The organism is Citrobacter sp. CK206 (assembly GCF_030333125.1).
GTDB lineage: Bacteria > Pseudomonadota > Gammaproteobacteria > Enterobacterales > Enterobacteriaceae > Citrobacter_B > Citrobacter_B koseri.
The window spans coordinates 200,103-226,413 of the sequence record NZ_JAOWGM010000021.1 but is presented as its reverse complement, the minus strand read 5'-3'; the positions used below and the strand labels follow the sequence as shown (position 1 = coordinate 226,413).

The following is a 26,311-nucleotide window of genomic DNA, read 5'->3' as shown; positions in this document are numbered from 1 at the left end:
TGGCGGCGTAAACGCCTTATCCGGCCTACAGGGAGCATGTTGTAGGCCCGGTAAGCGTAGCGCCACCGGGCATTACGCCGGATGGCGGCGTAAACGCCTTATCCGGCCTACAGGGAGCACGTTGTAGGCCCGGTAAGCATAGCGCCACCGGGCATTACGCCGGATGGCGGCGTCACCGCCTTGTCCGGCCTACAGGGAGCACGTTGTAGGCCCGGTAAGCGTAGCGCCACCGGGCACTATGCCGGATGGCGGCGTCACCGCCTTATCCGGCCTACAGGGAGCATTTTGTAGGCCCGGTAAGCGTAGCGCCACCGGGCATTACGCCTTATCCGGCAAAAAACGATTTACTCCTGCGGCCACAACCATGCCGCGCCGCGAACGCCGCTGGAATCGCCATGTAACGCCTTACGGACCGGCGTTTCGCATTCGCCGCCAAAAACAAACGGTTTAATCAACGATGGCACGGTGTTGTACAACCGGTCGACATTGCTCATCCCGCCGCCTAACACGATAACGTCCGGGTCGAGGATGTTGACCACATGGGCTAACGATTTCGCCAGGCGCAGTTCATAACGACTAAGCGCCCGTTCCGCCAGCGCGTCCTGCTCGTTAACCAGACGGATAATGTCATTCCCTTTCAGCGGATGACCACTCAGACGATGGTAATCCGTGGCAAACCCGGTTCCTGAGATAAAGGTTTCAATGCAGCCTTGTTTGCCACAATAGCAGGGCACTTCTTCACGGTAGCGCAGTTCATCTTCATCCATCCACGGCAAGGGATTGTGCCCCCACTCGCCTGCCGTACCGTTGCCGCCGGTATGCGCCCGACCGTTCAGCGCCACGCCAGCCCCGCACCCGGTGCCGATGATCACCGCAAAAACGGTCTGCGCTCCGGCCGCCGCGCCATCCACCGCTTCGGACACCGCCAGACAGTTGGCGTCGTTCGCCAGGCGCACTTCCCGCTGCAAACGCGCACTCAAATCTTTATCGAACGGCTGACCGTTAAGCCAGGTTGAGTTGGCGTTCTTTACCACGCCGGTATAGGGCGAGATCGAACCGGGAATACCCATCCCTACCGTACCCGTCTGGCCCGTCGCCTTTTCCGCCATCTCGACCAGCGAAGCGATGGTCTCTATCGTTTGTCGATAATCATCCCGCGGCGTAGGCAGACGATGGCGAAACAGCTGTTCCCCCGCATCGCCGAGCGCAATCACTTCCGTTTTCGTGCCGCCTAAATCGATACCTATACGCACACATCGCTCCTCATTTTTAGGGAATATCAACAGAGTAGAGGCGGGTGTTCTGGTTGGCAATGCAAGCCCGCCGACAATTCGTTATTATACCCGCTGGATTTAACGACAAGGCCGTGGAAATTATCATGCTGTGGTTCAAAAATTTAATGGTTTACCGTCTTAGCCGCGATATTTCGTTGCGCGCCGAGGAGATGGAAAAACAGCTAGCCTCGATGACGTTTACCCCTTGCGGCAGCCAGGATATGGCAAAAATGGGCTGGGTTCCGCCAATGGGCTCGCACAGCGATGCGTTAACGCATACTGCCAATGGCCAAATTATTATCTGCGCGCGCAAAGAAGAGAAAATTCTGCCGTCGCCGGTGATCAAGCAAGCGCTGGAAGCGAAAATCGCCAAACTGGAAGCTGACCAGGGGCGCAAGCTGAAAAAAACGGAAAAAGACTCGCTGAAAGATGAAGTGCTGCACTCACTGTTGCCGCGCGCCTTTAGCCGTTTTAGTCAGACAATGATGTGGATCGACACCGTTAACGGTCTGATCATGGTCGATTGCGCAAGCGCTAAAAAAGCGGAAGATACGCTGGCGCTGCTGCGTAAAAGCCTCGGCTCGCTGCCGGTGGTTCCGCTGGCGCTGGAAAATCCTATCGAGTTGACGCTCACCGAATGGGTGCGTTCCGGTACGGTGGCGCAGGGATTCCAGTTGCTGGACGAAGCAGAGCTGAAAGCAATGCTGGAAGACGGCGGCGTGATCCGCGCGAAGAAACAGGATCTGGTCAGCGACGAGATCGCCGTGCACATTGAAGCGGGTAAAGTGGTCACGAAACTGGCGCTCGACTGGCAGCAGCGCATTCAGTTCTTGATCTGCGATGACGGTTCGATCAAACGCCTGAAGTTCAGCGATGAACTGCGCGATCAAAACGAAGATATCGATCGCGAAGACTACGCTCAGCGTTTTGATGCCGATTTCATTCTGATGACGGGTGAGCTGGCGGCGTTAATTCAAAGCCTGGTTGAAGGTCTGGGCGGCGAAGCGCAACGCTAAGTGAATATTCCCTCTCCGCCGGGAGAGGGAAGCGCCATTATAAATAGCGGCAAAGATAGGACGTCGGTTCAGCCACCTGCAAATGGAACTCACTTTGGCCAGGGACGTTAAACACCTCGCCCGCTGCGTAGACTTTCCACTCGGTTTCCCCCGGAAGCAGTACGTTCAACGCGCCACTGACCACCGTCATCTCCTCCGGCGCGGCAGTGCTAAAGGCATATTCGCCTTCCGCCATCACGCCGACACTGGCGCGACCAGTACTGCTGCTGGTAAAGCCGATCGATTTCACTTTGCCGGAAAAGTATTCGTTACTTTGTAGCATAAACTGGCCCTTTCTCATGGTTACGTTAAGCACCAATATAGGGTCGCGACCTTCTGCCTGTCACGCAAAATTAACCGAGTAACTCCGAAGCCAGCCGTGCAATCAAGACATTAGAGAGCAAGACCGGAACATCCAGCGCTCTTTGCAATAAATCACGATGACGCTGATTAAATCCAATGGAATCCAGCATGATCACATCCGCGCCCTGTTCCAGCAAATCTTTACCGGCATCAATCAGTTGTTGTTCCGATCCCTGCACGGGATTCGCCAAAGAAAAGACCGGAGGACGTTGTAAGACCTGCCATTTTCTCGCCTGCACATCCAGTAACTCTTCAACCGGCACAATCACGCCCACCTGGTGGCCATCAACAATCGACGCCACTAACGGCGGGATAATACGCAACGGCTCCAGCAGGATCGTGTTACGCGCGGTCATACTGTTAATCGCGGCGGTATTCATCAGTAAAATGACATCGTAGCCCTGGTTATCCAGCACTTCGATAATACTTTGCAGGTCGCGCTCCACTTTCTGGCGCGAAACATGGACGATTTGGTTATCACTGAGCAACGTTAATAGCGGATCGTCTCCGGCCTCGACGGCGTACTCCGCCAACACCTCTTCACGGCTGATCTCACCCAACAGACTATGATGGGTAATATGTTGCTCATCGATATACTCCGTCAGAAGCGGCAGCACTTCGCTCATTGGCACAACGCCGATCGTGAGGATAGCCAACGACGCACTCATTTTCTGTTCCACCTTCTTTTTACTTCGTCGTTAATTTCCGGGTAAATGCCTGAACACTTACCTGCCCTGCGCTACAAATGCAGAAAAGCGTAGCAGGAGATCGGCAATGCATTGTGTAAAGATTCCAAATCACTCCAGTAGTATATTGTTATCGTTTAATTTTCAGTTTTAGCAGAATGCGGCAATGAGTGAAAAGTGTGATGCAAGTACGTTGTGACGTGACTCAGACGCCTTGCCGGGCGTTCCACACGTCAGGATTTATCAGCTTTTATCGGGATCTTCATAGCGCGTTTTGGCATCCATCGCTTCCTGCGCGGAAGGATGCTCGCTGATCAGTGCGTTGGGTTCGGGATAGTCGGCGCGGAGCTGATACCAGGTCACCGTCTGACCTGGCGTTCCTTTCTCAACGGTGACGATATACGCTTCCCGGGGATAAGGCGGTTTTGTTGGCATAGTTCTTCCTTTTTACTGGATGAACTTTAATTATAGACGCCGCCCTGCAATCGTTGCGCCGCCTGCGACAACGCCACAAGAATTTCAGAAACAACCTGGTCAGGGGTATGGCTCGCATCGATGATGTAATGCGCGGCTTCACGATACAGCGCGTCACGCTGCTCAAGCACTTCCTGCACCTCTTCACTTAAGGGCTTGCCGGTTAGCGTCGGGCGCAGTCCCTCTTCTGGCGCGGCCTCCAGCCGGTTCACCAGCGTGGACACTGGCGCGCTTAAATAAATCACAATGCCATTTTCGCGCATATAGCGACGATTGTATTCGGTGAGGATGATCCCTCCCCCCGTCGCAACCACCGTTGACGGCGCGGTAACTGCCTTCAGCGCTGCTGTTTCTCTGGCGCGAAAGCTGTCCCACCCTTCCCGGTCAACAATCTCCGCAACCGTCATCTGGACGTGCGATTGCAACCACCGATCGGTATCAACAAACTGGAAATCCACTGCCTGCGCAAGCGCCATACCGGTTGTTGTTTTACCACAGCCGCGAGGGCCAACAAGAAAGAGAGGTTGCGTCATAGCGGGCTTTCCCCAGAGAGCCGCAAAGGTGCGGGATCTGATGTCATCAAAGTAATAATCATACCACCAAACTAGTACATCGTTAAATGTAAATAAATCATTCCACAAAAACCGTGAAAGATTGTACGCGCTTACTATAACAAGAAATCATCAGCAGCAAAGTGTAAAAATAACATTACATTTAGCGCGTTCTGCGCTGGACTTCCAGCCACCACTTATCCAGCTCGGCGGCGAAATGCTGGCGATCGCGCGGAGAAAGGCTGTCCGGCCCGCCCGTCTGAATCCCGCTGGCGCGCAGGGTATCCATAAAGTCACGCATTGTCAGGCGTTCGCGGATCGTTGACTCCGTATAGCGTTCGCCGCGTGGATTCAGCGCCGCCGCCCCTTTTTCCAGCACTTCAGAGGCCAGCGGGATATCCGCCGTAATGACCAAATCTCCGGCTTCGCACTGACGCACAATCTCGTTGTCAGCGACATCAAATCCGGCGGGTACGCGCAGTGTGCGGATAAAACGCGAAGGCGGTACGCGTAAATTCTGGTTTGCCACCAGAATAAGCGGCATCTGCATACGTTCAGACGCACGGTACAGAATCTCTTTAATCACATTCGGACACGCATCCGCATCCACCCATATTGTCATAACCGCTCCAGGCTCATGTGCAATCATCTATTGTCTCGTGCTTTTGTCTTCCGTCAAAGTGCTGTTTCTCCTTCATGAGACTTTCAATCCACGTTAAGCTAATAACCCCAACTAAAAATACGCATAGGGAGTGACGAAATGGAGAAGAAAATCGGTTTTATCGGTTGCGGTAATATGGGAAAAGCCATTCTGGGCGGCCTGATTGCCAGCGGTCAGGTTCTCCCCGGGCAAATCTGGGTCTATACCCCTTCCCCGGATAACGTCGCCGCGCTGCACGATCGGTACGGCATCAATGCGGCGCAGAGTGCGCAGGACGTCGCGCAGGTTGCGGATATCGTTTTCGGCGCCGTGAAGCCGGGCATCATGATTAAAGTGCTGAGCGAAATCAGCTCCAGCCTGAACAAGGACTCATTAGTCGTCTCTATCGCTGCGGGGGTCACGCTCGATCAGCTGGCGCGCGCGCTGGGGCACGATCGCAAAATTGTTCGCGCGATGCCAAACACGCCGTCTTTAGTCAACGCGGGCATGACCTCCATAACGCCAAATGCGCTGGTCACACCGGAAGATACCGCTGACGTGCTGAACATTTTCCGCTGCTTTGGCGAAGCGGAAGTGATTGCCGAGTCGATGATCCACCCCGTCGTTGGGGTCAGCGGTTCCGCTCCGGCTTACGTCTTCATGTTTATTGAGGCGATGGCCGATGCTGCGGTGCTGGGCGGAATGCCTCGCGCGCAGGCCTATCAATTCGCCGCGCAGGCCGTAATGGGCTCAGCCAAAATGGTGCTCGAAACGGGTAAACATCCGGGTGAACTGAAAGATATGGTGTGCTCGCCTGGCGGGACGACCATTGAAGCCGTTCGCGTGCTGGAGGAGCGAGGGTTCCGGGCGTCGATTATCGAAGCGATGGCGAAGTGTATGGAAAAATCAGAGAAACTCAGTAAGTCCTGAGCCAGTTGCCGGACGTCAGGCCGCCACTTCGGTACGGTTACGTCCGGCGTTCTTTGCTTTATAAAGCGCCATATCCGCCGATTTCAGCCATTCCCGGTAGTGTCCGATTTGTGTGGTCAATGGCGCAACGCCCACGCTGATGCGCAAAATAACCTGTGGCGCGCACGGCAGGCGTAACGCGTTTAATCGCTCATGAACCCGCGACATCGCGGCAATCGCATTATCCGCTGGCGTACCGCACATGATCACCGCAAACTCGTCGCCGCCAAAACGTCCTATCACATCGCTGCCGCGCAGCGTCATCTGTAACTGGCGCGTCAGGGCAATGATCGCCTCATCTCCGACATCGTGCCCCCAGGTATCGTTAATGCTCTTAAAGTGATCGATATCGATGATGAGCAACGTGGCGTCCCGGTGGTAGCGGCGACAGTTATCAAATTCATTACGCAACAATATTTCCCAGTGACGCCGGTTATAGACGCCGGTCATGCCATCCCGCATGCTCATCACCTGTAGCCTGCGTTTATGTTCCGCCAGTTTGGTCGCCGTCTGGTAACTCACCCAGGCAAACAGCAAGGGATAAATCACAATCACCGGCAGGGAGAACCACCACTCCAGCGGCGCGCTGCGAAAAGCCACGGTAATTCCGGTCAGCTGTAACGTCACCAGACATGACACAACCATTAACACCATACCGGCAATAAAGAGCCGCAGCCCTCCCGCGCCCATCAAATTCATACACATCATCATCAGCAGAGCCGTGGAGGGCAGCACGTTGACGCCCATCACCCCAACCCAGACGCCAGCAAGAATGGCGTCCGCCTTTAAGTTGTATATTTCCCGGCTTAAAGGATCGATGGCTTTACTCGCCAGTTGCCACGCCAGGTGCGGCCAGACGAAAGACCAGCCGACCAGAAACAACCACCATCCTCCCGCAATCGGTTGTGAAGCCAGTACGGCGGCGATCGGGAGAAACATCCATCCCAGTCCTACCGCACGCGGCAGTCTCACCCGCCTGGCGAATCGCAGCCCGGAGCGTTGATGGTCATTTTGAGGAGAGTGAGGTGGCTCACTCTGTGCGACCGCTTTTTTGTAAAAGTTTTCATCATTCATTATTTTTTGGGAACATTCTGAAACAATTTTCCCAAATTATAGAGAGGGGGATTGTGAAGGAAGTATGAAATTTCGGGTGAGTGATTTTCTCAGCTCACCCGTTAGCACTATGCGGATTTTTTCAGACAGGCACTCATAAACTTGCTGCGATCGTCGCCTTTCAGCGACTGATCCGTCGCCTGCTGGTTGCACTCACGCATTCTCTGTTGCTGCGGCGTCAGGCTTTTCTCACCAGGGGCGGATTTACTGTTTTTCAGGCAATCGCTCATGTAGGTCTTACGCGCATCCCCTTTCAACGCCTGCGCCGTCGCCTGCTGATTGCAGCTCGTCATACGCTGTTGTTGCGGGGTTAATGTCTTCTCGGCAGCGCCGACGGCGGTTAAAAAAACCAGCCCAAACAGCAGGGTAACCAGTAATGTTATTTTCATAGCACCATCCTTCTGTGAGTGTTGACACTACACGTCATCCTTCTGGTTACGTGCGCCGTAACCGAAGGAGGCTAACTCTAAGTCTGGCTGCTGACGACGAAAATACCACCTGACGGCAAAAGTATTGCCGTCAGGTGTCCGTTTACTTCAGTCCCAACGCCGCTTTCATGGTGTAGAACAGATCGGTCTGGTCCGTTAATCCGACGACATTCGCCGCATGCGGGCCGTATGCGGCAATGCGCAACTGGCTGCCGGTATGTTCCTGCGACTCCTCTTCCGAGTTGCCGTAGCTGATGACCATCACCGCGCCATCTTTGGTATTTAACGCCTGCGTCAGTCCCGGCGCTTTGCTTTCCGGCGCGATAATCTGGCTGGAATGCGCATGATCGGCAGTCACCACAACCAGGGTATTGCCCTCTTTTTTAGCGAATGCCAGCGCACGCTGCACGGCTTCGTCCAGATCGACCGTTTCGCCGATCTGCCCGCATGGGTTGGCGGCGTGATCCTGTTTATCGATGGACGCGCCTTCAACCTGCAAGAAGAAACCTTTTTCATTCTTACTCAACAGCTCAATCGCTTTGTCCGTCATTTGCGCCAGCGTAGGCACGGTATCATCGCGCTGCGGGTTTGCCTTGCAGGTCACCGCAGGTTGTTCAAGGTTGCCGTGATAAGAGGCTTTCGGGCCTTCCCAGCGAACCGGCATGTTGCCGTCGGAGAACAAGCCCAGCAGCGGCTTATCCTGATTTGCCGCCGTTACCGCCTTCAGCGAGGCGGCATCGTTCACCAGCTGATATCCCCGCGCCAGCGCCTGCTCACGCAGCGTTTTCCCCTGCCATTCGCCTGCGGTCGCCATTTCAGCAAAGGTGGCCGCGCCGCCGCCAAGCGTAACGTCCGCCCGCGCATTCAGCAGTTGCTCGGTGATCGACCCTTTTCCACCCTTCTCCAGCGCGTTTGTCGGGCAAAGAGTGCTGGTAAGGCTGGGACCGTAGCATTTGCGTGAAGTTACATGGGAGACTAACGCAGCGGGTGTCGCATCCTGTAATTCTGCGGTCGAGACGTTGCCCGTCGCCAGACCTGCCGCTTTGGCCATCTCCAGGATCGTGGTGTGATCTTTTTCGTGGATATCAACGCCTAACGCGCCGTTATAGGTTTTTACTCCCGTCGACCACGCCGTTGCCGACGCGGCGGAGTCTGTGACGTAATCCGGTTTGCCCGTTTCTTTATCCAGCGCGTAATGGGTGTATTGCCCGGTCAACGGTAAGGCATCAATTCCTTTAAAAAAGCCGCCGGCCCCTTGCGCATAATTTCGCGCCGCAGTGATTTCAGAATCACCCATACCGTCGCCAATCAGCAGGATAATATTTTTGGCCGGTTTATCGCTCAACGAATCTCGCAGCGCCGCCGTTTGATCGCCCGCTAATCGGCGCGCCCCGCCCGGCGTGGTAATATCTCCCTGTGCGGCACGATTATCCAGCACCGTCATCGCGGACGTCCTGGCATGTGTAATGGGGGTAAACAGCAGAGGTAACAGGGCAATAGCAATAGCGCTTTGTTTCACTTTATTTTCTCCATGTGCCTACCCTAAATAATTCGGGTTACAGAAAGCCAATACATATGCAACCTGAAGTACAACGGGTATAAATACAGTAAAATAAAAACAAAGCGACTATAGGTAACTGACGTGACAAGGTTATGACAGTGTTTACTCTAAATACGATCAGCTACGAGGATGCCTCAGTAACTTTTTTACATACTGGCGCAGCAATTCCGTATCGTAATCTGGAACGCTGGCATCCGGCTTTACGCCGTCGAGCGCATCCTCAACCTGATGAATGAGCTTCTGCTGCTCATTTTGCGCCATATTACGCAGCATCGCCGTGACAATAATCTCTAACGCTTCTACCTGAGCAACCAGTTCTTTCGACTCTTCTTCTTTTTGGGCGAGCCTCAGCAACAACTCTGAAATGAGATTTTTCATGACCGTATTTCCTTATCCGAGGAATGCTGACGTTATCATTATGGTTCACGACTGCCTAGAGGGTAAAAGTAGTATTTTTATGATAAAGGAAAGACTTTCTGTAAATAATGCACTGACAAAATGGAGCGAAACGTTTCTCGCGAGAAAATAATTCAACCGTAAAAAATCAGGGTATAAATAGTCACGCCATTACATAAATTAAAGTTATGGTAAATACGCCAGAATTTAACTTAAAGCGTATCGCCATAATATATTTGATATCCCAGATTGACCCTGTCCAGCGTCTCTTTTCCGCCCAGACGTTTAATCAGCATATCTGCGGCTACGCTTCCCATATCGTAGCGGGGGGTAATCACGCTCGCTATTTTTTGCAAACGTGCGCGGCCGATTTCCAGGCCATGAAATCCGGCAATAGCAACCTGTTGCGGAACGGGGATCTGCTGCGACTGACACTCCAGCAGCGCGCCAACGGCTAAGTCGTCGTTGGTGCAAAAAATCGCGTTAATATCCGGTCTGTCGCGCATCGTCTGCAAAAACAACTGACGGCCTAAGGCCAGTGACGAAATGGCTTTTGGCACCACATGGTAAGGCTGTAACCCCTGCTCGTTCAGCGCACGCTCAACGCCGCGATAGCGACTGACATCACGCGGGTCGTCCATTGAGCCGAAAAACGCCACGGCGCGTTTTCCCGCCTCCAGAAACGCCTGAGTCATATCCCACGCGGCTTTTTCGTTATCAATACCAACCTGCATATCCAGACAATGCTCGGTGATATCCATTAACTCCGCCACGGGGATACCGCTAGCGCGCACATACTGCACCATACGTTCAGTATGTTGTTTTCCGGTCAGAATCAGCGCATCAATGTTGTAGGAGAGCAGGTTAAGCACTTCGCGCTCTTCCCGCTCCGGGTCATATTCATAGTTAGCGATCAGCGTCTGGTATTGGTGAGCGGAAGTCACCGATTCAATCCCCGCCAGGACATCGGCAAAAATCTGGTTGCGAAAGGAGGGAATCAGCACCCCGATCGTTTTACTGCGCGCATTAAGCAAAATCTCGGGGGCGCGATTGGGAATATAATTATTCTCCTCCATGATCTTCGAAATCAGCTCGCGGCTACGCTGCGAGACCTGATTGGGATCGCGAAGATAACGGCTTACCGTCATCTTATTTAGCCCAGCCAGCGTGGCGATATCCTGCAAGGTCATCCGATTGTTTTTCATGAAGTTCTCTGCGAAAGACAGCGTGATCAATTCGCAGAGAACCTTAACACAGCCAGCGAGGGACTGCATCTTATCCGACCGGATTAGCCCACCGCTTTCCCGGTTTGTAAGGATGTGGACGACGGCGCCTGATTAGCGCGCACGTTATACATCAATACCACCGAGGCCAGCAGGGAAATCGCCATAAAGGTGTACGAAACGCCCGGCCCGCCCGTCAGGCCATTGAGATACCCCACCAGCCATGCGCCGAGGAATGCCCCTAACGCGCCGAAACTGTTGATTAAGCCCATCGACACGCCCGCCACATTGCGCGGCAACAGTTCAGGAATTAAGGCAAAAAACGGGCCGTAAGGTGCGTACATGCAGGCTGCGGCAACCACCAGCAATCCATAAGAGAGCCAGAAAGCGTTGCTCCCCAACAGCCAGGAACATAAGAAAGCGATGGCGGCAATCAGCAGCAACGGCCAGATAAACAGCTTACGGTTTTGAAACTTATCCGATAACCACGACACGGTAAGCATCAGACAGATCGCCGCCAGATAGGGCACGGCGGCCAGCCAGCCGACGGATACGATATCCATTTGAGCCGCTGATTTCAGGATGGATGGCATCCACATCATGAATCCGTACACGCCGATACTCCACAAAGCATGTACCGCGCACAGCATGACAACGTTACGCGAGCGCATGGCTTCCCCGTAGTTACGTACCGGTTTAATATGGGTTTGCTCACGATCCATCGCCTGTTGCAGCGTCTCTTTTTCCTCCGCCGTCAGCCAGCTGGCATCGGCCGGTTTATCACGAACCAGCACCCACCAACAAAATGCCCACAGTACTGCCGGGATGCCCTCAATAATGAACATCTCGCGCCATCCCCAGGCCTGAATCAGATAACCGGAGACAATCGACATCCACAACACGGTGACCGGATTACCCAGAATCAAAAAGGTATTCGCCCGCGAGCGTTCGGTTTTCGTAAACCAGTTGCTGATATAAATCAGCATGGCTGGCATCACCGCCGCCTCAACCACGCCAAGAGTAAAACGGATCGCCATCAGCATGGGAATATTACTGACAAACCCCGTCGCGGCGGCACATATTCCCCACAGGATCAGGCTGAAAAAGATCATTTTCCGTACGCTGCGTTTAACGGCGTACAAGGCCCCCGGCACCTGAAAAAAGAAATACCCGAGGAAAAAAAGCGCGCCAATTAAGGATGCGGTTCCTTTCGTAATACCCAGATCGGTTTCAATACCTGCTGCGGCGGCAAAACCATAATTGGCGCGATCGAGATACGCTAAGCTGTAAGTAATAAAAATAATCGGCATTAAATACCACCAGCGCCGGGCTGGTAATTTAGCAAGAGCGTTCATACACATTCCTTTTGATAATGAGTCTATACCGCAGCTAACATTCCGCCGTCGACGAAGAGAATATGACCGTTAACAAAATTCGAGGCCGGGGCCGCAAGATAAACCGCCGCGCCAATCAACTCCTCCGGCTTTCCCCAGCGCGCGGCAGGCGTGCGCTGGTACAGCCAGGCGGAAAAGGCGTCGTCGTTTACCAGCGCTTCCGTCATCTCTGTGGCAAAATAGCCCGGCGCAATACCGTTAACCTGAATATTATATTCCGCCAGTTCCACGCACATTCCTCGCGTCAACATTTTCACCGCGCCTTTTGAGGCAGCGTAGGGTGTAATTGTTTTCCGGCCTAATTCACTCTGCATGGAACAAATATTAATAATCTTCCCTTCCCGGCGCGCCATCATATATTTGGCCACCTGTTGAGAAACAAGGAAGACGGATTTCTGATTGACATCAATAACGCGATCCCACTCTGCTTCAGGAAATTCCGTCAGGGGGTAACGACGCTGGATACCGGCATTATTGATGAGAATATCAATCGCCCCAATTTCCTGCTCAATATGCGCAATCGCTTTTTCCACCTCCGCCGCGTGAGTGACATCAAACCCATAACCCACGGCGTCATAACCCAGAGCCGTCAGAGTGCTCGCGGCCTGTTCCGCCCGCTGCTGCGTAATGTCGTTAATCACCAGGCTGGCGCCATGCTCTGCCAGCCCCCTTGCCAGCAAATTACCGATTCCCTGCGCTGACCCCGTAATCAATGCGCGTTTACCTGCAAGACTAAAAATACTTTTCATCAAAAACCTCTTTTTCGATAGCTGTTACGCGTAACTGTATACGCGTAACAGTAGAAAAAAGAAGTTCTCTTACACAACTAATGGTCAATTCGTGATCTACATTGGATTTGGCAGCAAAGAAAGGATCATGTACAGAATGCTTTCTGCACATGATCACGATTAACAGCGGATCTCAGGCAGCGTGACGGCGGCGCAACGCAATCGCCAGTTGCCAGATATTCACCAGCACAATGAGCGCCGTCGCGACAAATACCCAGCGAAAGCCCGCCATCGCCGATACGGACGCCCCCATCAACGGCCCGGCCACATTTCCGAGATACATAAACGACTGGTTATAACCAAAGATACGGCCGGTTATTCGATCGCTGGAATACTTCACCAATAAGGTCTGTACGGCAGGCAGCATCGCGCCATCGGCAAAACCTAACAGAAAACGCAGAACCCCCAACTGGAACGGCGTCGTCACCCACGACATGGCGAAAAACAGCACCACGGCACAGACCAGCGTCGCCATCAGAATCCTTTCCGTCCCGATCCTGTCGCCAAGTTTGCCAAGGCGGGGGGCGGAAATGAGCGCTGAAACGCCGGGCACCGACGCAATTAACCCGCTCAAAAAGGCAATGTTCGTGCTGTCCGGCAGCATGGATTTGATAAACAGCGCCAGGATGGGGCTGATCGAACCGTTACAGAGCTGTATCACCATCGTCGTGAAAAACAGGCTAATCACCAGACCCGGATAGGGCAATGAGGCAAAAACCGCTTTGCCGCTCAGTCGTTCACTCTTTTTGAGAGTCGGACGAACGCCCTCTTTAATTAAAAACAGCGTTACCAGAAAGCTCACCATCAACAGCGTGGCGGTAATAAAAAAGACCGCCCGCAGCCCGATATGATCGGCAATAACTCCGCCCATTAACGGCCCGCCGATCACCCCGCTGATCTGGGCGGTGGAAAGCGTGCTGAGCGCCCAGCCGCTACGCTCTCTCGGCACCTGCGAAGCCACCAGCGCCATCGCGTTAGGAATGTACCCGGAAGTAAGCCCCATGACGCCGCGCAAAAGAAACAGTTGCCAGACATTGGTCGCAAACGCCTGAAGTAAAATCGCGATCGCCATGCCGAGCGATGCGCGCAGTAGCATCAGTTTGCGGCCTTTACGGTCAGCCAGACTGCCCCACATGGGCGAAACAATCGCGGAGATGAGAAAGGTAATACTGAAGGTTAAGCCAGACCACATGGAGAGCGCTTCATGCGAAGTGACGCCCATTTGCGAGATATACAGCGGTAAAAATGGCAGGATCTGACTGATCGCCAGCCCGGTAAAAAAGCAGCCGAACCAGACGGAGATAAGATTAACCTTCCAGGATTCCATAAGTGCTCATAACGATAAATAGCTGAAAACGCTCACCAGCTTAGCAAGTTGCGCCAGCAGAAGCGGTTCCAGAGATGCGGTAACCTCTATTTTGCTATTTTATCTCCCCGTTCATCAGATTTGTGAAATATGTCACATTATATACCCGCTCAGAACAGGGATTTATGCTTCAACGACAAAGCCCGTATCCGCGCATACCGAGATGGAAATGGTTGGCGTGCGCGGCGTTGTACTCCGGCCCCAGTCCATTGCCATAATAAGTGCAACTGCCGTTAAGCATCGCGCGCAGCCAGGGGGCGGTTTTCTCATCCTTCCATCCCCGCAGAACCGTAACTTTTCGACCGTCCGCCAGTTGAAAACCGCTGATATCCCACGCCTGCGCGCTGGCATGTTCACTGCGACGCGCATCCGCCCGGTGATAGATATTGCGACAGGCATAGCTGCCAAGGTGCTCAATACGGGTCAGTTGACTGCCCATAAACGACTGGGTTAGCGGTTTCGCCTGGCGCGCCACAAACAGCGCAGAACTCAGCGCCAGCGGGCAAGAGGCCAGGAAACTGCTGCTCAACGACACGGAGCCAAAATGCCTGACCCGTACCACGTCTGACAGCGGACATTCGCCCGCGCTGTCGGCAACGGGTTGCGACGAGATCATTCCCTGGCGATTGGCCTGCTCAAGTAATCCCTGGCACTGTTGCGGCGTCAGATGCTGTAGTTTGAATTTGGTGAGCCAGCCCGGAGGATCGGACAGTTGCAGGGGAACAAAAGGATTGTAATGCGACGGAAGAGAGCGGTAACCCACCACACCCACGGCCCCCAGCAGCACAATCGCAAGCCAACCCTTACCTTTCACGCCCCCTCCTCTCTGATTCCCTTAAACATTATGGCAGAAGCCCGCGAATCCGACGTTTTGTCGTGGTAATGTATACGCTTTGCGTTCGATGGAATGGGTTTTTAAGATGGCAAAATTGCGGGTAGGTATCGTATTTGGTGGTAAATCAGCGGAACATGAAGTGTCTTTGCAATCGGCAAAAAATATTGTCGATGCCATCGACAAAGCCCGCTTTGACGTTGTGCTGTTAGGCATTGATAAACAAGGGCAATGGCATGTCAGCGATGCCGAAAACTATCTGCTGAATGCAAACGATCCCGCGCACATTGCGCTGCGCCCCTCTTCTACCAGCCTGGCGCAGGTTCCGGGCAAACACGAACACCAGTTAATTGACGCACAGAACGGCCAGCCGTTGCCGACGGTGGACGTCATTTTCCCGATCGTACACGGCACGCTGGGGGAAGACGGCTCGCTGCAAGGGATGCTGCGCGTAGCGAATTTACCGTTTGTCGGCTCCGATGTGCTGGGTTCCGCCGCCTGCATGGATAAAGACGTCACCAAACGTCTGCTGCGCGATGCCGGGCTGAACATCGCGCCGTTTATTACGCTGACTCGCGCGAATCGTGATGCGATCCGTTTTGCGGAAGTGGCGTCCCGGCTGGGTCTGCCGCTGTTTGTGAAACCCGCAAATCAGGGCTCCTCTGTGGGCGTCAGCAAAGTCACCAGCGAAGCGCAATATGAACAGGCCGTTGCGCTGGCGTTCGAATTCGATCACAAAGTGGTTGTTGAGCAAGGGATCAAAGGCCGTGAGATCGAGTGCGCCGTGCTGGGCAACGATCACCCGCAGGCCAGCACCTGCGGCGAGATCGTCCTGAACAGCGATTTTTACGCTTACGACACCAAATATATCGACGACAACGGGGCGCAGGTCGTGGTTCCCGCCCAAATCCCGCAAGAGGTGAACGACAAGATCCGCCAGATCGCCATTCAGGCGTACCAGACGTTAGGTTGCGCGGGAATGGCGCGCGTGGACGTCTTCTTAACAGCGGAAAACGAGGTGGTGATTAACGAGATCAATACGCTGCCGGGATTCACCAACATTAGCATGTACCCGAAACTCTGGCAGGCAAGTGGCTTAGGGTATACTGATTTGATTACCCGTCTGATTGAACTGGCGCTGGAACGTCATGCGGCGGATAACGCCCTGAAAACCAGCATGTCATGATGACGATGCGCCATCTGGTGTTGATCGCCTGATGGCGCTTTGGCTTATCAGGCCTACGACGTTTTACGCTCGTAGGCCGATGCCGCCATCCGGCACACTACCGCATTAAGCTTCTTCGGTTTTATCATCCTCACGGCGACGAATAATCAGCCCGGCAAGCCAGAAACTGAATACCCACGTCACCAGGCCTACCGCGTAGGTTTGCCATCCTTTTGCTTCAAAGCCCAACAACCCCACCACGCCATTCAAAATAAAGATCAGCCCAATGGCGAAAGCATAATAGTGCCAGTCACGGCGAATTTTTACAGGCAGGTTCATGACAGCTCCGACGCTAAAACAATAAAAAATCATCCTCGCACATTTCTGCCTGAGCGTCTGTGGCCTGTGCGGAATTTCTCAAATGTTAATCAATTTAGATTAAGGTAACAAAATTGTGACATCAGACAAAAAATCCGCAATCCAGGAGTCATCCCTGAGTGAAATTACCATCATTCTGATATTGACAAACACGATGACCTGTCAGACTTCACGATAAGCCGCTGGCATGACGCCAGATTCGTGCAGAAGACTATCCCGGAGGTCTTTATGGCTGACTTTACCCTCTCAAAATCCCTGTTTAGCGGGAAACATCGAGATACCTCCTCCACGCCAGGTAATATCGCCTATGCCGTGTTTGTGCTGTTTTGCTTTTGGGCAGGGGCGCAGATCCTGAACCTTCTGGTTCACGCGCCTGGCGTTTATGAACATCTGATGCAGATGCAAGAGACCGGACGCCCCCGCGTGGAAATTGGATTAGGCGTCGGCACCATTTTCGGACTGGTGCCTTTCCTGACAGGTTGCCTGATTTTTGGCGTCATTGCCGTAATTTTGCGCTGGCGTCACCGTCATCAGTAACCCTCCCTGTGCCGGATGACGCCAGGTTTATCCGGCCTACAAATTCATACAACGCGCCCGACGCTCATCCACACGTTTAGCAAACCACGCGGTAGTGAGATTACGGGTGATCTTCGGACTTTCCAGCTGAATACCTGGCAACATCTCGCGCGGTAATGCCTTACCGGTTTTGGCTTCCGCCAGCTTATACACTTTCTCGTACAACGCCGTCTCCTCAAAAGCGAGGCTGTCTCCCTTTTCCAGTTGACGTCGAATCGCGCTGTCGCTCATGCCCAGTTTGCCCGCCAGCTTACGGATTGCCTGTTCCGTTTTCCCGGCCTCTTTGCTGTCATAACGAATCAAGTCGCCGTCCAGCGCCAGCTTAACGCCGCTGGCTTTACTGACCGCATTCTGAAATGCCGCATTACGGCTGGCGTACCAACCGGCATTAAAATCAGCAAAACGGAATACAGGCGCGCTGTAATTCGCCGGATAGTTCAACAGATGCCAGGTTCCAAACCACAGTCCGCCACGGCGGCTAAAGACCTCCTGGCGAACCGTCCCGTTCATGGTCCACGGATAACCTTTTGTGTGCTGTTCAGCAAAGGCGATGCTGACCTGCATCGGCCCGCCGGTATGCACCGGATTAAGCGAACCGAACAGCGTCTGCCCCATCGGCACCATATTAATAAAATCATCAAAAATCGCGCTGAGCTGTTTTTCCGTTTTCACCGCGTCCAGACGTTCGCTGTAGCTTTTTCCGTTCAGGGAGTTAATTTTCAGCGCGGTATGCACCAGAAAAACAGGGATATGCATCCGCTCAGCACGCCTGTCGATCTCCTGCCAGGCGATTTTGCTCAACCCCGGCACCACCGGGTCCGCCTGATAGTTAGACTCCTGCTGCGCCACCGCCAGCACCGAGCAGACATTCTCAACCGTTGGCGCCAGCCCCTGGCTTTCGAAGGTCTTTGCAATGTCCTGCGCCCACGCGTCCCTGTCTTTTACGCTGGCAGGCATTTTCTGGCGCACCACGCTTGCCACATCGACAGGTTTTTCCCCTTTTTTCAGCGGTTGCGAAGGCTGGCTACTACACCCTGCCAGCACCAACGCAGCCAGGAATGATAAAGGGTAAAGACGGGACGCCGCCGACATAACGTTTCCTTTTGTTTGTTAGCTAAATGTATTCGTCACTTCCTGGATATCCTGCCCATCCAGTTCGCGCTCAAAGCTGCGCAGACGTTTATAGATGGACATCAGTTCCACCAGCGTGGTCCAGGAGTTAATCAGATACTGGAAGGAACCGCGCACCTGACCAAACACGTTGGTAATCTGCGTCATCAGGCCCAGCGTAATCGTACCGGCAACAATCGACGGAAACAGCAGGAACAGACCGAAAACGTTATCCACCTGTAGATAGAGAATGCGCGCAATGTTGAAGTACATATAGTGGAAGTAGAGGCGGAAATAGTTCTGGCGCACCGCGCTGAACAACTCACGCACGGTGGGCGGCGTAGCGCGGCTGGCGTCGTCTTCACCGTAGACCAGCTCCTTACGGTAAGCGGCCTCAACCCGCTGGTTTTTAAACTCCAGCCCCGGCAGTTTGATCCCCACCACGGCCAGCAATCCTGTTCCCATCAGCGACCAGATGATAGCCGCGATAACAAGCCCATAAGGAATATGCCCGACGATCGGCAGATCCGGTACGTGCGCAGACAGCGTAACCAGTACGGGTAAAAAGGCGATCAACGTCATGATGGCATTGATAAAGCTTACGCCCATATTCTCCAGCGTAGAGGCAAAACGCATCGTATCTTCCTGCACACGCTGCGCGGCGCCTTCAATATGGCGCAAATGCTGCCAGTGCGCCATGTAGTGCTCGTTCATCGCGGTACGCCAGCGAAACACATAATGGCTGACGAAGAAATTGTTCATCACGCCAATCACTACGGCAATCAGCGCTATCCCGAGGAACACGCCGACTTCACGGTAAAACTGTTCGATAGTGACCTTATGCGGCGAGCTCAGCGCCGTCTGGATCAGGTCGTAAAACGGCGCGTACCAGGCGTTGACCGCCACGCCTACTTCCACCAAAAACCAGGTCACAAAGATGATCAACGAAGTGCCCAGAATCGACCAGTATTGCCAGCGATGCGGGCTATAAATAAACCAGAACATCGCAAACAATCCGACGCAAAGGACGTAATACGCGTAGAAAATCAGGTAGTCCAGCGACCAGAAGCGTGCGGCACTGATGGGAACATCACCGGAAGCGCCAGTAAGATGCGCAACCCAGGCGCCTCCGCCCGCTTGCCAGAAAATGACGGCGACAAGCGCCCAAAAAAACGCCGAGATAAAAAACGGCCCCGGCTTTGGGAAAAAAGACTTAAACATGATGCTCTCCTGCTAACTTCTTATCGTTATGACGACTGCTGTGCTTTTGCCGCCGCGCTGAGCGCGACAAGACGGGCCTGACCCAACAAAACCGCGACGGAAACCGAGCATTGTGACCCGTATTCGCCAGCTTAGTTCGCACATCGTTTTTTCAGAATTGTTTCAGCGAGTTTCGGCTCCCTTCAACAGCAACAGGAAGGCGAAACCCAAAAACCGACCAAGGTTACCACAAGCGCGGGATCACAAAAGCGGACATTCGCGATTGGGAAAAAATGCCCTGTTTACTCGTCGTTACGTTTTTCACACTATTATTGTCTTTTTAGCGCTTTGCAACGCGCCGCCAGGTAGTATAAATACGCATAGTTTTTTCATTTAACTGATGGACACAACCGTTGAAACGTAGTCTGCTTTTTTCTGCCGTGCTGTGCGCGGCGTCATTGACATCTGTCCAGGCGGCACAGCCAATCACCGATCCGGTTTTCGCTTCCGATATCGTTGATCGTTATGCCAACCATATCTTTTACGGCAGCGGCGCGACGGGAATGGCGCTGGTGGTGATTGATGGTAATCAACGCGTGTTCCGCAGTTTCGGGGAGACTCGCCCCGGCAATAACGTACATCCTCAACTGGACTCCGTTATTCGCATTGCGTCTATCACGAAACTCATGACCAGCGAGATGCTGGTCAAACTGCTCGATCAGGGGACGGTGAAATTACACGACCCGCTGAGCAAGTATGCCCCGCCTGGGGCGCGCGTACCGACCTACAACGGAACGCCTATCACCCTGGTGAATCTGGCGACCCATACCAGCGCCCTGCCGCGTGAGCAACCCGGCGGCGCGCCGCATCGCCCGGTATTTGTCTGGCCAACCCGCGAACAGCGCTGGAGCTACCTCTCTACCGCAACGCTAAAAGCGGCTCCTGGCTCGCAGGCGTCTTATTCCAACCTTGCGTTTGACCTGCTGGCTGACGCGCTGGCAACCGCATCCGGCAAACCCTACACGCAGTTATTTGAAGAACAGATTACGCGCCCATTGGGGATGAAAGACACAACCTTTACCCCCTCCCCCGATCAGTGCAAGCGCCTGATGGTGGCGGAGAAAGGGGCCAGTCCCTGTAACAACACGCTGGCGGCAATTGGCAGCGGCGGCGTCTATTCCACGCCGGGAGATATGATGCGCTGGATGCAGCAATATCTCTCATCCGACTTTTATCATCGCAGTAATCAGGCCGATCGTATGCAGACGCTGATTTATCAGCGAACTCAGCTCACACGGGTGACAGGTATGGACGTGCCGGGCAAAGCCGATGCGCTGGGCTTAGGCTGGGTCTATATGGCGCCTAAAAACGGACGCCCGGGGATTATTCAAAAAACCGGCGGCGGCGGTGGTTTCATCACCTATATGGCGATGATTCCGCAACACAACGTTGGCGCTTTTGTGGTCGTCACTCGCTCACCGCTTACGCGATTTACTAATATGAGCGATGGCATCAACGACCTGGTAACAGAATTGAGCGGAAATAAACCGCTGATCGTGCCCGCATCCTGATCAATACTCTGAAGGCAAATGGTTGATATTGACCAGTTTGCCTTTTTTCATTTCGATGTAGTTCCCTTTGCGTAACGCGGCGAGCACTTCAGCCACTACGGAACGGGAAATTCGCGTTCTCTGATGAATGTAGTTCATCACGCCAATACGCGCTCGCAGGCCTTCATCCCAGTCAACCATCGCGATCAACGTCGCCCGAATTTGATCATACGAGTTGTTGCCAATTAATTGCAGATCGCGCAGTTCCAGAGTTCTGTTTTCCCATGCCAGCCAGCAAAAGGCTTCACGCCATAACTGGTGTTGCTCAAGGATTTTTATCGCGTGGGAAGAAGGAAGAAAATAACCGGTACAACGACTTTCCGTGACTAATTTATATTCGATATCATTTTTCATCACGCCATCAGCAATACCCATAATAAAGGGAGCCTGCGTTATCCCCATAAGCACGTTCTCCCCTCTGCGCAAAGAGATGAGACCGTCTAAAATGACAAACGTATCGCCTTGATTGGCATCATTCGAATAGACAACCTGCTTTTCATCGGCGTATTCAAAGTACGTGCCGTATTTAGACAGGCACTTATCGAGCTTACTAAATTCCTGAAGTGGTTTATTCAGAGACAGCATATGCGCATCCTTGCATTAATGCCCGCCATATCCATGACGGGCATTTCCTTTGATTAAATCACCTGTGTTTTCATCATGAAAAACAATTACCAGGTGTATTTAACGCCCACATTCGCGGACCAGTCTTGATCGACATCACCACCACCGAGGTAGTTGGCATCGGTATAAGCGCTGAAGTTTTTGGTGAAGCTGAACTGAGTGCCCAGACCAACACGTACCGCAGAACCTTCTACGCCGTTATCGATGGAATCGCCATTTACGTCGGCGTCGTTATTCGCGTCGTCATAAACATAGGCCAGCTTGAAGTAAGGCGTCAGCGCCTGATCTTCGCTGTAGGTGAAGGTATAACCTGCATCAACACCCAGTTCATAACGCATGCTGTCATAAGACTGACCGTCAACTTTCATGTCGTTGCTGAGCTGATAATCGTCGCCGGACTGGAACAGGCCGGATACGCTACCGTACGGCGTGACATAGCCAGCGTCGCCCAGTTTCCAGTCATAACCCAGTTTCAGACCAAAGCCCCACGCATCCGCAGAGGTGTTGCCATCAACGTACTGGCCGTTGCTCATGTTGGCAGACAGATCGTTGTTGAAGTGAGAATAGCTCAGGCTACCATCAACAAAGACATTGTTGGCAAAGCGAGCGGAAGAGTAGATATAGGCAGACTGGCTGTCCTGATCCACCTGACCGGTACGGTCGCTCATGTCACCTTTCGCAAAGCCAGCCGCCGCACCGACAATCCATTTAGCATTGTTACCGTCAATTTTGGTATCAACACCGACCATGATGCCGTTCACATCCTGATCGTAGTTAATGGTGCCGTTGTCGCCATCGAAGCTACCGCCAAAGTAGCTCACCCATGCGCCGCCGTTATCAGCCAGACCATGACGAGAGTTGGTCAGACGAGTACCAACGGTGTCTTGTTCCAGGTTCCAGATATTGGTGTTTGCAGACGGGATGCTCAGCGCCATGTTCGCGTAGTCGGTCAGTTCCATCTGTTGCATAACAACAGTGTTGCCTTCCTGCTGAGCCTGATAGGTGTATGCCCCCAGGTCAGCTTTGTTCGCTGCGGAGAAGGTGGCTTTGCTGTTCTTGTCGTTAACGTAGATCAGCTCTTTGCCTTTGTAATCAGCGACAGAACCTTCACCGGTCGCGTTATCGATACGCACTTTGTAGTTACCGGTTGCCGCAGCAACGTTATCACCCGCGTTATCGACTTCAGATTGATCGCCAGTCCAGGCATCGCCATTACCGTTGATGGTCAGGTGACCATCAGAGTTCATCGCGATCACACCGTAGCCGTAGTTAGACTTAGTGATGTCGTTAGTACGATCGTTAGTCAGATCGGCATCCAGCACAAAGCTGTTGCTGTGAACGTTGAAGACACCTGCATTCACGTTACCGTTAGCATCGGTGTAGCTGGTCAGATTCAGGGTATCAGCTTGCAGCGCATACGCGGTGCTGTTGCCCACATCCAGAACGCCGTTGTTGGTGACGTTGATGGTGTTTGCATACAGTGCGGCATCGTACACGCCCCAGCCAGCAGACACATCATCAGCAATCGTGACGGTACTGTTGTTGATTGTCAGTTCATCAGTTGCAACATGACCATCTTCATTGATATTCAGGGCCGCGCCGCCGGTCAGGGAGATGCTGTCAGAAACCAGATCAGAGTCTGCCACATTCACGACGGAACCGCTGTTGATGCTCAGCGTATCAATCAGCGAGGTTTTCGTGGTATCCCACTGTGAACCACCGTTCAGCGTCACATTGAACAGGCCGCTTTGATAGACTTCGTTACCAACAACATGACCATCTTCGCCATACGCGGTGTCATTATTGTCAATGCCGTAAGTAGAGGAAGGCCACAGGCTGTTAGCCGCAATGTCGATCAGCGTCGCAGTGGCATCGGTGCCCGCAGCAAAGCTGTCGTACACGCCATCGCCATCAGAATCAACCTGATGTACGGACATTGCCGCGCCAACCCACTTGCTGCCGTTGTTCAGCGTAACATCCATACGGTCAGTGCCATCCCAGCCGTTGGTGTCCAGGTCAGCGTCCGTATCGCGATAAGTATCCGCCCCGTTCGGGAAGAAGTTTTCGTCAAAGTTGCTGGAGAAAACAACGTCGCCCATCAGGGTAGAATTGCTGAGGTTAACAGTGGTCTGCATTGCGTTATCCGCATTCGGATGCGCAATCGCCGCAATCGCCACGTCATCAGCAGTATAAGAATCGCTGTAATCGCTCGCGTTGTTGGTGTTACCGAACCAACCGGAAGTCCCTTCATCTGACCATGAGCCAGAGGTCACCGTAGAGTCAGTCACCGTGACGGTGTTGTTGAACACTTCAGCGCTGTTGACGCCGGTGCTAACGGTATTATCGTCAATGTCTTCCCACTCATAACCCTGAGTCAGCGTAATACCCGCAACGTGGGAATTATTTTTGATGACCAGGTCAACTTCCTGATCCAGCGTAATCGCAGTACCCAGGTTGTAAACGTCAACAACATGCGTATCCGCCGTACCATCAGTGTACGTGCCATTATAGGTATAATGCTCGTAGTTATCATCGATGGTTGAGTTATCAACAGTCAGCGCCAGACGGTCATAAACATAACCGGTCGCATCGCGACCCACGCAATCGGTGGTCATGCACTCAGAGGTGATCATCCCGTGAATGGTGCTGTTTTTGATTGTCAGACTATTACTGTTGGTGTTGGTAGAAAGACCATCATCCAGATAGTAGGTTGAGATTACGCCGTTAACGGTAGCGTTGTTGATAACCGGATAAATATCACCGTTATAAACGCTATCGGTCGCGTAGTTGTTCCAGCCTACGTAACCATCATAATAAACACCATCAGCGTAGGTTGCGTCATTATAGTGGTTGAATGTTGTGTAGGTGGTTCCAGAAATATCCGTAGAAGCATTTGCCTGAGAGGTGATTGCCAGAGTGCAGGCCAGTGCTAATTGTGAGACTACAAGTTTCTTTTTCCAGGAGTGCATTTGTCATCCCTCCTCAGGGACGTAATATAGTTGATCCATCAATTATCAATGCATAGAAAACATTTTATGTTTCGCAGGTCGATTATGCGGCGTCAGCATTGAAAGGTTCAATTATTCTTTGTTTAATGTCCGAAAGCGGACAATTAAAAAATCACCAGCAAAATCACAGATATTTTTTAAATCGCCAGTTTTCAATAAATTAGAAAGGGAAATAGAAGTTACTTATTTAACTGAATGATATATGATGAAGAAATAAAGAAATCACCAATAAATAAAGGACAGAAGAGCTTAAAACAATATTTAATAAAATTAAAACCAGAAATAAATGTATCACTAACAAAAATAATCTTATTCATAGAAATACTAATTGCGAATATTTAATCGCTTCATTAACAGCAACCCGCAATACTTCACATAAGGACAACTTTCGTAAAACACCTCGCGGCAGGTTCAGGTATACTCGACGTTTCGATTCCACAAACATCAGGCATACCATGACAGACCTAATCCAACGCCCCCGTCGCCTGCGCAAATCCGCTGCGCTGCGCGCCATGTTTGAAGAGACAACACTCAGTTTAAACGACCTGGTGTTGCCGATTTTTGTTGAAGAAGAACTCGACGACTACAAAGCGATCGACGCCATGCCTGGCGTCATGCGCATTCCTGAAAAACATCTGGCACGCGAGATTGAACGCATCGCCAACGCCGGCATTCGTTCAGTGATGACCTTCGGCATTTCCCACCATACCGACGACACCGGCAGCGATGCCTGGAAAGAAGACGGCCTGGTGGCGCGCATGTCGCGCATCTGCAAGCAAACCGTGCCAGAAATGATCGTGATGTCTGACACCTGTTTCTGTGAGTACACCTCCCACGGCCACTGCGGCGTGCTGTGCGAACACGGCGTCGATAACGATGCAACCCTGGCGAACCTCGGTAAACAAGCGGTGGTCGCCGCCGCTGCTGGCGCTGATTTTATTGCCCCTTCCGCCGCGATGGACGGTCAGGTGCAGGCGATTCGCCAGGCGCTGGATGCCGCCGGGTTTACGGATACGGCCATCATGTCCTACTCCACCAAGTTCGCCTCCTCTTTCTACGGCCCGTTCCGTGAAGCGGCCGGTACGGCACTAAAAGGCGATCGTAAGACCTATCAAATGAATCCGATGAACCGCCGTGAAGCGATTCGCGAGTCATTGCTCGACGAAGCGCAGGGCGCGGACTGCCTGATGGTGAAACCCGCTGGCGCTTATCTGGATATTCTGCGTGATATCCGCGATCGTACCGAATTACCGCTCGGCGCGTATCAGGTCAGCGGCGAATACGCCATGATCAAATTCGCCGCGATGGCGGGCGCGATCGACGAAGAGAAAGTGGTGCTGGAAAGCTTAGGCTCGATCAAACGCGCGGGCGCGGATCTGATCTTCAGCTACTTCGCGCTGGATCTGGCGGAGAAAAAAATCCTGCGTTAATCCTTTCTGACCTGCGGTGCCTGCTGGCGCTGCGCTTATCCGGCCTACGGGATTGACATCTGTAGGCCGGGTGCCGCCATCCGGCGCTGTCACAAAA

Annotated in this window: 26 protein-coding genes; 6 read left to right on the top strand and 20 right to left on the bottom strand. The window is 52.9% G+C overall.

Features of this window, described 5'->3' with window-relative positions:
• Positions 1-344 precede the first annotated feature (344 nt).
• Positions 345-1,253 (bottom strand): fructokinase, encoded by a 909-nt coding sequence (mak, locus tag OGX81_RS04140; protein ID WP_047458524.1) that lies wholly within the window; start codon positions 1,251-1,253, stop codon positions 345-347.
• A gap of 125 nt (positions 1,254-1,378) precedes the next feature.
• On the opposite strand from mak, the gene rdgC reads away from it, so the two are divergent.
• On the top strand, positions 1,379-2,290 hold the full coding sequence (gene rdgC, locus OGX81_RS04135) for a recombination-associated protein RdgC (protein WP_024130604.1): 912 nt from the start codon (positions 1,379-1,381) through the stop codon (positions 2,288-2,290).
• A 37-nt stretch (positions 2,291-2,327) separates the two neighbouring features.
• Here rdgC and ppnP read toward each other — a convergent pair whose 3' ends face one another.
• The 5 genes from ppnP to OGX81_RS04110 all read right to left on the bottom strand — a co-directional run bounded on the left by ppnP (position 2,328) and on the right by OGX81_RS04110 (position 5,025).
• A complete protein-coding gene (gene ppnP, locus OGX81_RS04130; RefSeq protein WP_024130605.1) occupies positions 2,328-2,612 on the bottom strand; it encodes a pyrimidine/purine nucleoside phosphorylase in 285 nt (94 codons plus the stop codon).
• Positions 2,613-2,682: 70 nt separating this feature from the next.
• Positions 2,683-3,360: an AroM family protein gene (locus tag OGX81_RS04125; RefSeq protein WP_012133600.1), complete on the bottom strand. Its 678-nt coding sequence runs from the start codon at positions 3,358-3,360 to the stop codon at positions 2,683-2,685.
• A 261-nt stretch (positions 3,361-3,621) separates the two neighbouring features.
• Positions 3,622-3,813, bottom strand: a complete 192-nt coding sequence (gene yaiA / locus OGX81_RS04120) for a protein YaiA (RefSeq protein WP_012133601.1) — start codon at positions 3,811-3,813, stop codon at positions 3,622-3,624.
• 26 nt (positions 3,814-3,839) lie between these two features.
• A complete protein-coding gene (gene aroL / locus OGX81_RS04115) occupies positions 3,840-4,385 on the bottom strand; it encodes a shikimate kinase AroL (protein WP_104869006.1) in 546 nt (181 codons plus the stop codon).
• A 181-nt stretch (positions 4,386-4,566) separates the two neighbouring features.
• Positions 4,567-5,025 carry a YaiI/YqxD family protein gene (locus tag OGX81_RS04110; protein WP_012133603.1) on the bottom strand — a complete coding sequence of 153 codons (459 nt, stop codon included), beginning with the start codon at positions 5,023-5,025 and terminating at the stop codon, positions 4,567-4,569.
• A 138-nt stretch (positions 5,026-5,163) separates the two neighbouring features.
• Here OGX81_RS04110 and proC point away from each other — a divergent pair, with 138 nt between their 5' ends.
• Positions 5,164-5,973, top strand: a complete 810-nt coding sequence (proC, locus tag OGX81_RS04105) for a pyrroline-5-carboxylate reductase (protein ID WP_104869007.1) — start codon at positions 5,164-5,166, stop codon at positions 5,971-5,973.
• Between the two features lie 15 nt (positions 5,974-5,988).
• Here proC and adrA read toward each other — a convergent pair whose 3' ends face one another.
• The 9 genes from adrA to OGX81_RS04060 all read right to left on the bottom strand — a co-directional run bounded on the left by adrA (position 5,989) and on the right by OGX81_RS04060 (position 15,095).
• Entirely contained in the window at positions 5,989-7,086 is a 1,098-nt protein-coding gene (adrA, locus tag OGX81_RS04100) for a diguanylate cyclase AdrA (protein ID WP_012133605.1), read from the bottom strand.
• 107 nt (positions 7,087-7,193) lie between these two features.
• The gene (psiF, locus tag OGX81_RS04095; protein WP_012133606.1) at positions 7,194-7,514 is read right to left on the bottom strand and encodes a phosphate starvation-inducible protein PsiF; all 321 of its coding nucleotides are present in this window, start codon (positions 7,512-7,514) and stop codon (positions 7,194-7,196) included.
• Between the two features lie 142 nt (positions 7,515-7,656).
• Entirely contained in the window at positions 7,657-9,072 is a 1,416-nt protein-coding gene (phoA, locus tag OGX81_RS04090) for an alkaline phosphatase (RefSeq protein WP_104869008.1), read from the bottom strand.
• Between the two features lie 159 nt (positions 9,073-9,231).
• Complete coding sequence (iraP, locus tag OGX81_RS04085) at positions 9,232-9,492, bottom strand: anti-adapter protein IraP (protein ID WP_012133608.1); 261 nt, start codon at positions 9,490-9,492, stop codon at positions 9,232-9,234.
• 230 nt (positions 9,493-9,722) lie between these two features.
• Positions 9,723-10,715, bottom strand: coding sequence for a DNA-binding transcriptional regulator IdnR (gene idnR / locus OGX81_RS04080; RefSeq protein WP_024130607.1), 993 nt, complete (start codon positions 10,713-10,715; stop codon positions 9,723-9,725).
• Between the two features lie 83 nt (positions 10,716-10,798).
• A complete protein-coding gene (locus OGX81_RS04075) occupies positions 10,799-12,088 on the bottom strand; it encodes an MFS transporter (protein ID WP_024130608.1) in 1,290 nt (429 codons plus the stop codon).
• Between the two features lie 23 nt (positions 12,089-12,111).
• On the bottom strand, positions 12,112-12,876 hold the full coding sequence (gene idnO, locus OGX81_RS04070; RefSeq protein ID WP_012133612.1) for a gluconate 5-dehydrogenase: 765 nt from the start codon (positions 12,874-12,876) through the stop codon (positions 12,112-12,114).
• A gap of 172 nt (positions 12,877-13,048) precedes the next feature.
• Entirely contained in the window at positions 13,049-14,242 is a 1,194-nt protein-coding gene (locus tag OGX81_RS04065) for a multidrug efflux MFS transporter (RefSeq protein WP_012133614.1), read from the bottom strand.
• Between the two features lie 169 nt (positions 14,243-14,411).
• Positions 14,412-15,095 (bottom strand): extensin-like domain-containing protein, encoded by a 684-nt coding sequence (locus OGX81_RS04060; protein ID WP_104869009.1) that lies wholly within the window; start codon positions 15,093-15,095, stop codon positions 14,412-14,414.
• Positions 15,096-15,201: 106 nt separating this feature from the next.
• Here OGX81_RS04060 and ddlA point away from each other — a divergent pair, with 106 nt between their 5' ends.
• The gene (ddlA, locus tag OGX81_RS04055; protein ID WP_104869010.1) at positions 15,202-16,299 is read left to right on the top strand and encodes a D-alanine--D-alanine ligase; all 1,098 of its coding nucleotides are present in this window, start codon (positions 15,202-15,204) and stop codon (positions 16,297-16,299) included.
• 105 nt (positions 16,300-16,404) lie between these two features.
• Here the strand turns inward: ddlA and OGX81_RS04050 are convergent, their stop codons facing one another.
• A complete protein-coding gene (locus tag OGX81_RS04050) occupies positions 16,405-16,617 on the bottom strand; it encodes a DUF2754 family protein (RefSeq protein ID WP_024130610.1) in 213 nt (70 codons plus the stop codon).
• 267 nt (positions 16,618-16,884) lie between these two features.
• Between OGX81_RS04050 and OGX81_RS04045 the strand changes: the two genes are divergently transcribed.
• Complete coding sequence (locus OGX81_RS04045; RefSeq protein WP_024130611.1) at positions 16,885-17,193, top strand: YaiY family protein; 309 nt, start codon at positions 16,885-16,887, stop codon at positions 17,191-17,193.
• A gap of 36 nt (positions 17,194-17,229) precedes the next feature.
• On the opposite strand, the gene OGX81_RS04040 is transcribed toward OGX81_RS04045, so the two are convergent.
• Together OGX81_RS04040 and sbmA are read right to left on the bottom strand one after the other, a co-directional pair.
• A complete protein-coding gene (locus OGX81_RS04040) occupies positions 17,230-18,324 on the bottom strand; it encodes a DUF1615 domain-containing protein (protein WP_104869011.1) in 1,095 nt (364 codons plus the stop codon).
• An 18-nt stretch (positions 18,325-18,342) separates the two neighbouring features.
• Entirely contained in the window at positions 18,343-19,563 is a 1,221-nt protein-coding gene (gene sbmA, locus OGX81_RS04035) for a peptide antibiotic transporter SbmA (protein WP_047458548.1), read from the bottom strand.
• 392 nt (positions 19,564-19,955) lie between these two features.
• On the opposite strand from sbmA, the gene ampH reads away from it, so the two are divergent.
• A complete protein-coding gene (gene ampH / locus OGX81_RS04030) occupies positions 19,956-21,113 on the top strand; it encodes a D-alanyl-D-alanine-carboxypeptidase/endopeptidase AmpH (protein WP_049011959.1) in 1,158 nt (385 codons plus the stop codon).
• Here the strand turns inward: ampH and iprA are convergent, their stop codons facing one another.
• Positions 21,114-21,737: a hydrogen peroxide resistance inhibitor IprA gene (iprA, locus tag OGX81_RS04025; RefSeq protein WP_047458555.1), complete on the bottom strand. Its 624-nt coding sequence runs from the start codon at positions 21,735-21,737 to the stop codon at positions 21,114-21,116. It abuts the gene before it with no gap.
• Between the two features lie 86 nt (positions 21,738-21,823).
• Positions 21,824-24,745, bottom strand: a complete 2,922-nt coding sequence (gene ehaB / locus OGX81_RS04020) for an autotransporter adhesin EhaB (protein ID WP_012133624.1) — start codon at positions 24,743-24,745, stop codon at positions 21,824-21,826.
• 494 nt (positions 24,746-25,239) lie between these two features.
• Between ehaB and hemB the strand changes: the two genes are divergently transcribed.
• Positions 25,240-26,214, top strand: coding sequence for a porphobilinogen synthase (gene hemB / locus OGX81_RS04015; protein WP_012133626.1), 975 nt, complete (start codon positions 25,240-25,242; stop codon positions 26,212-26,214).
• Positions 26,215-26,311: the final 97 nt, after the last annotated feature.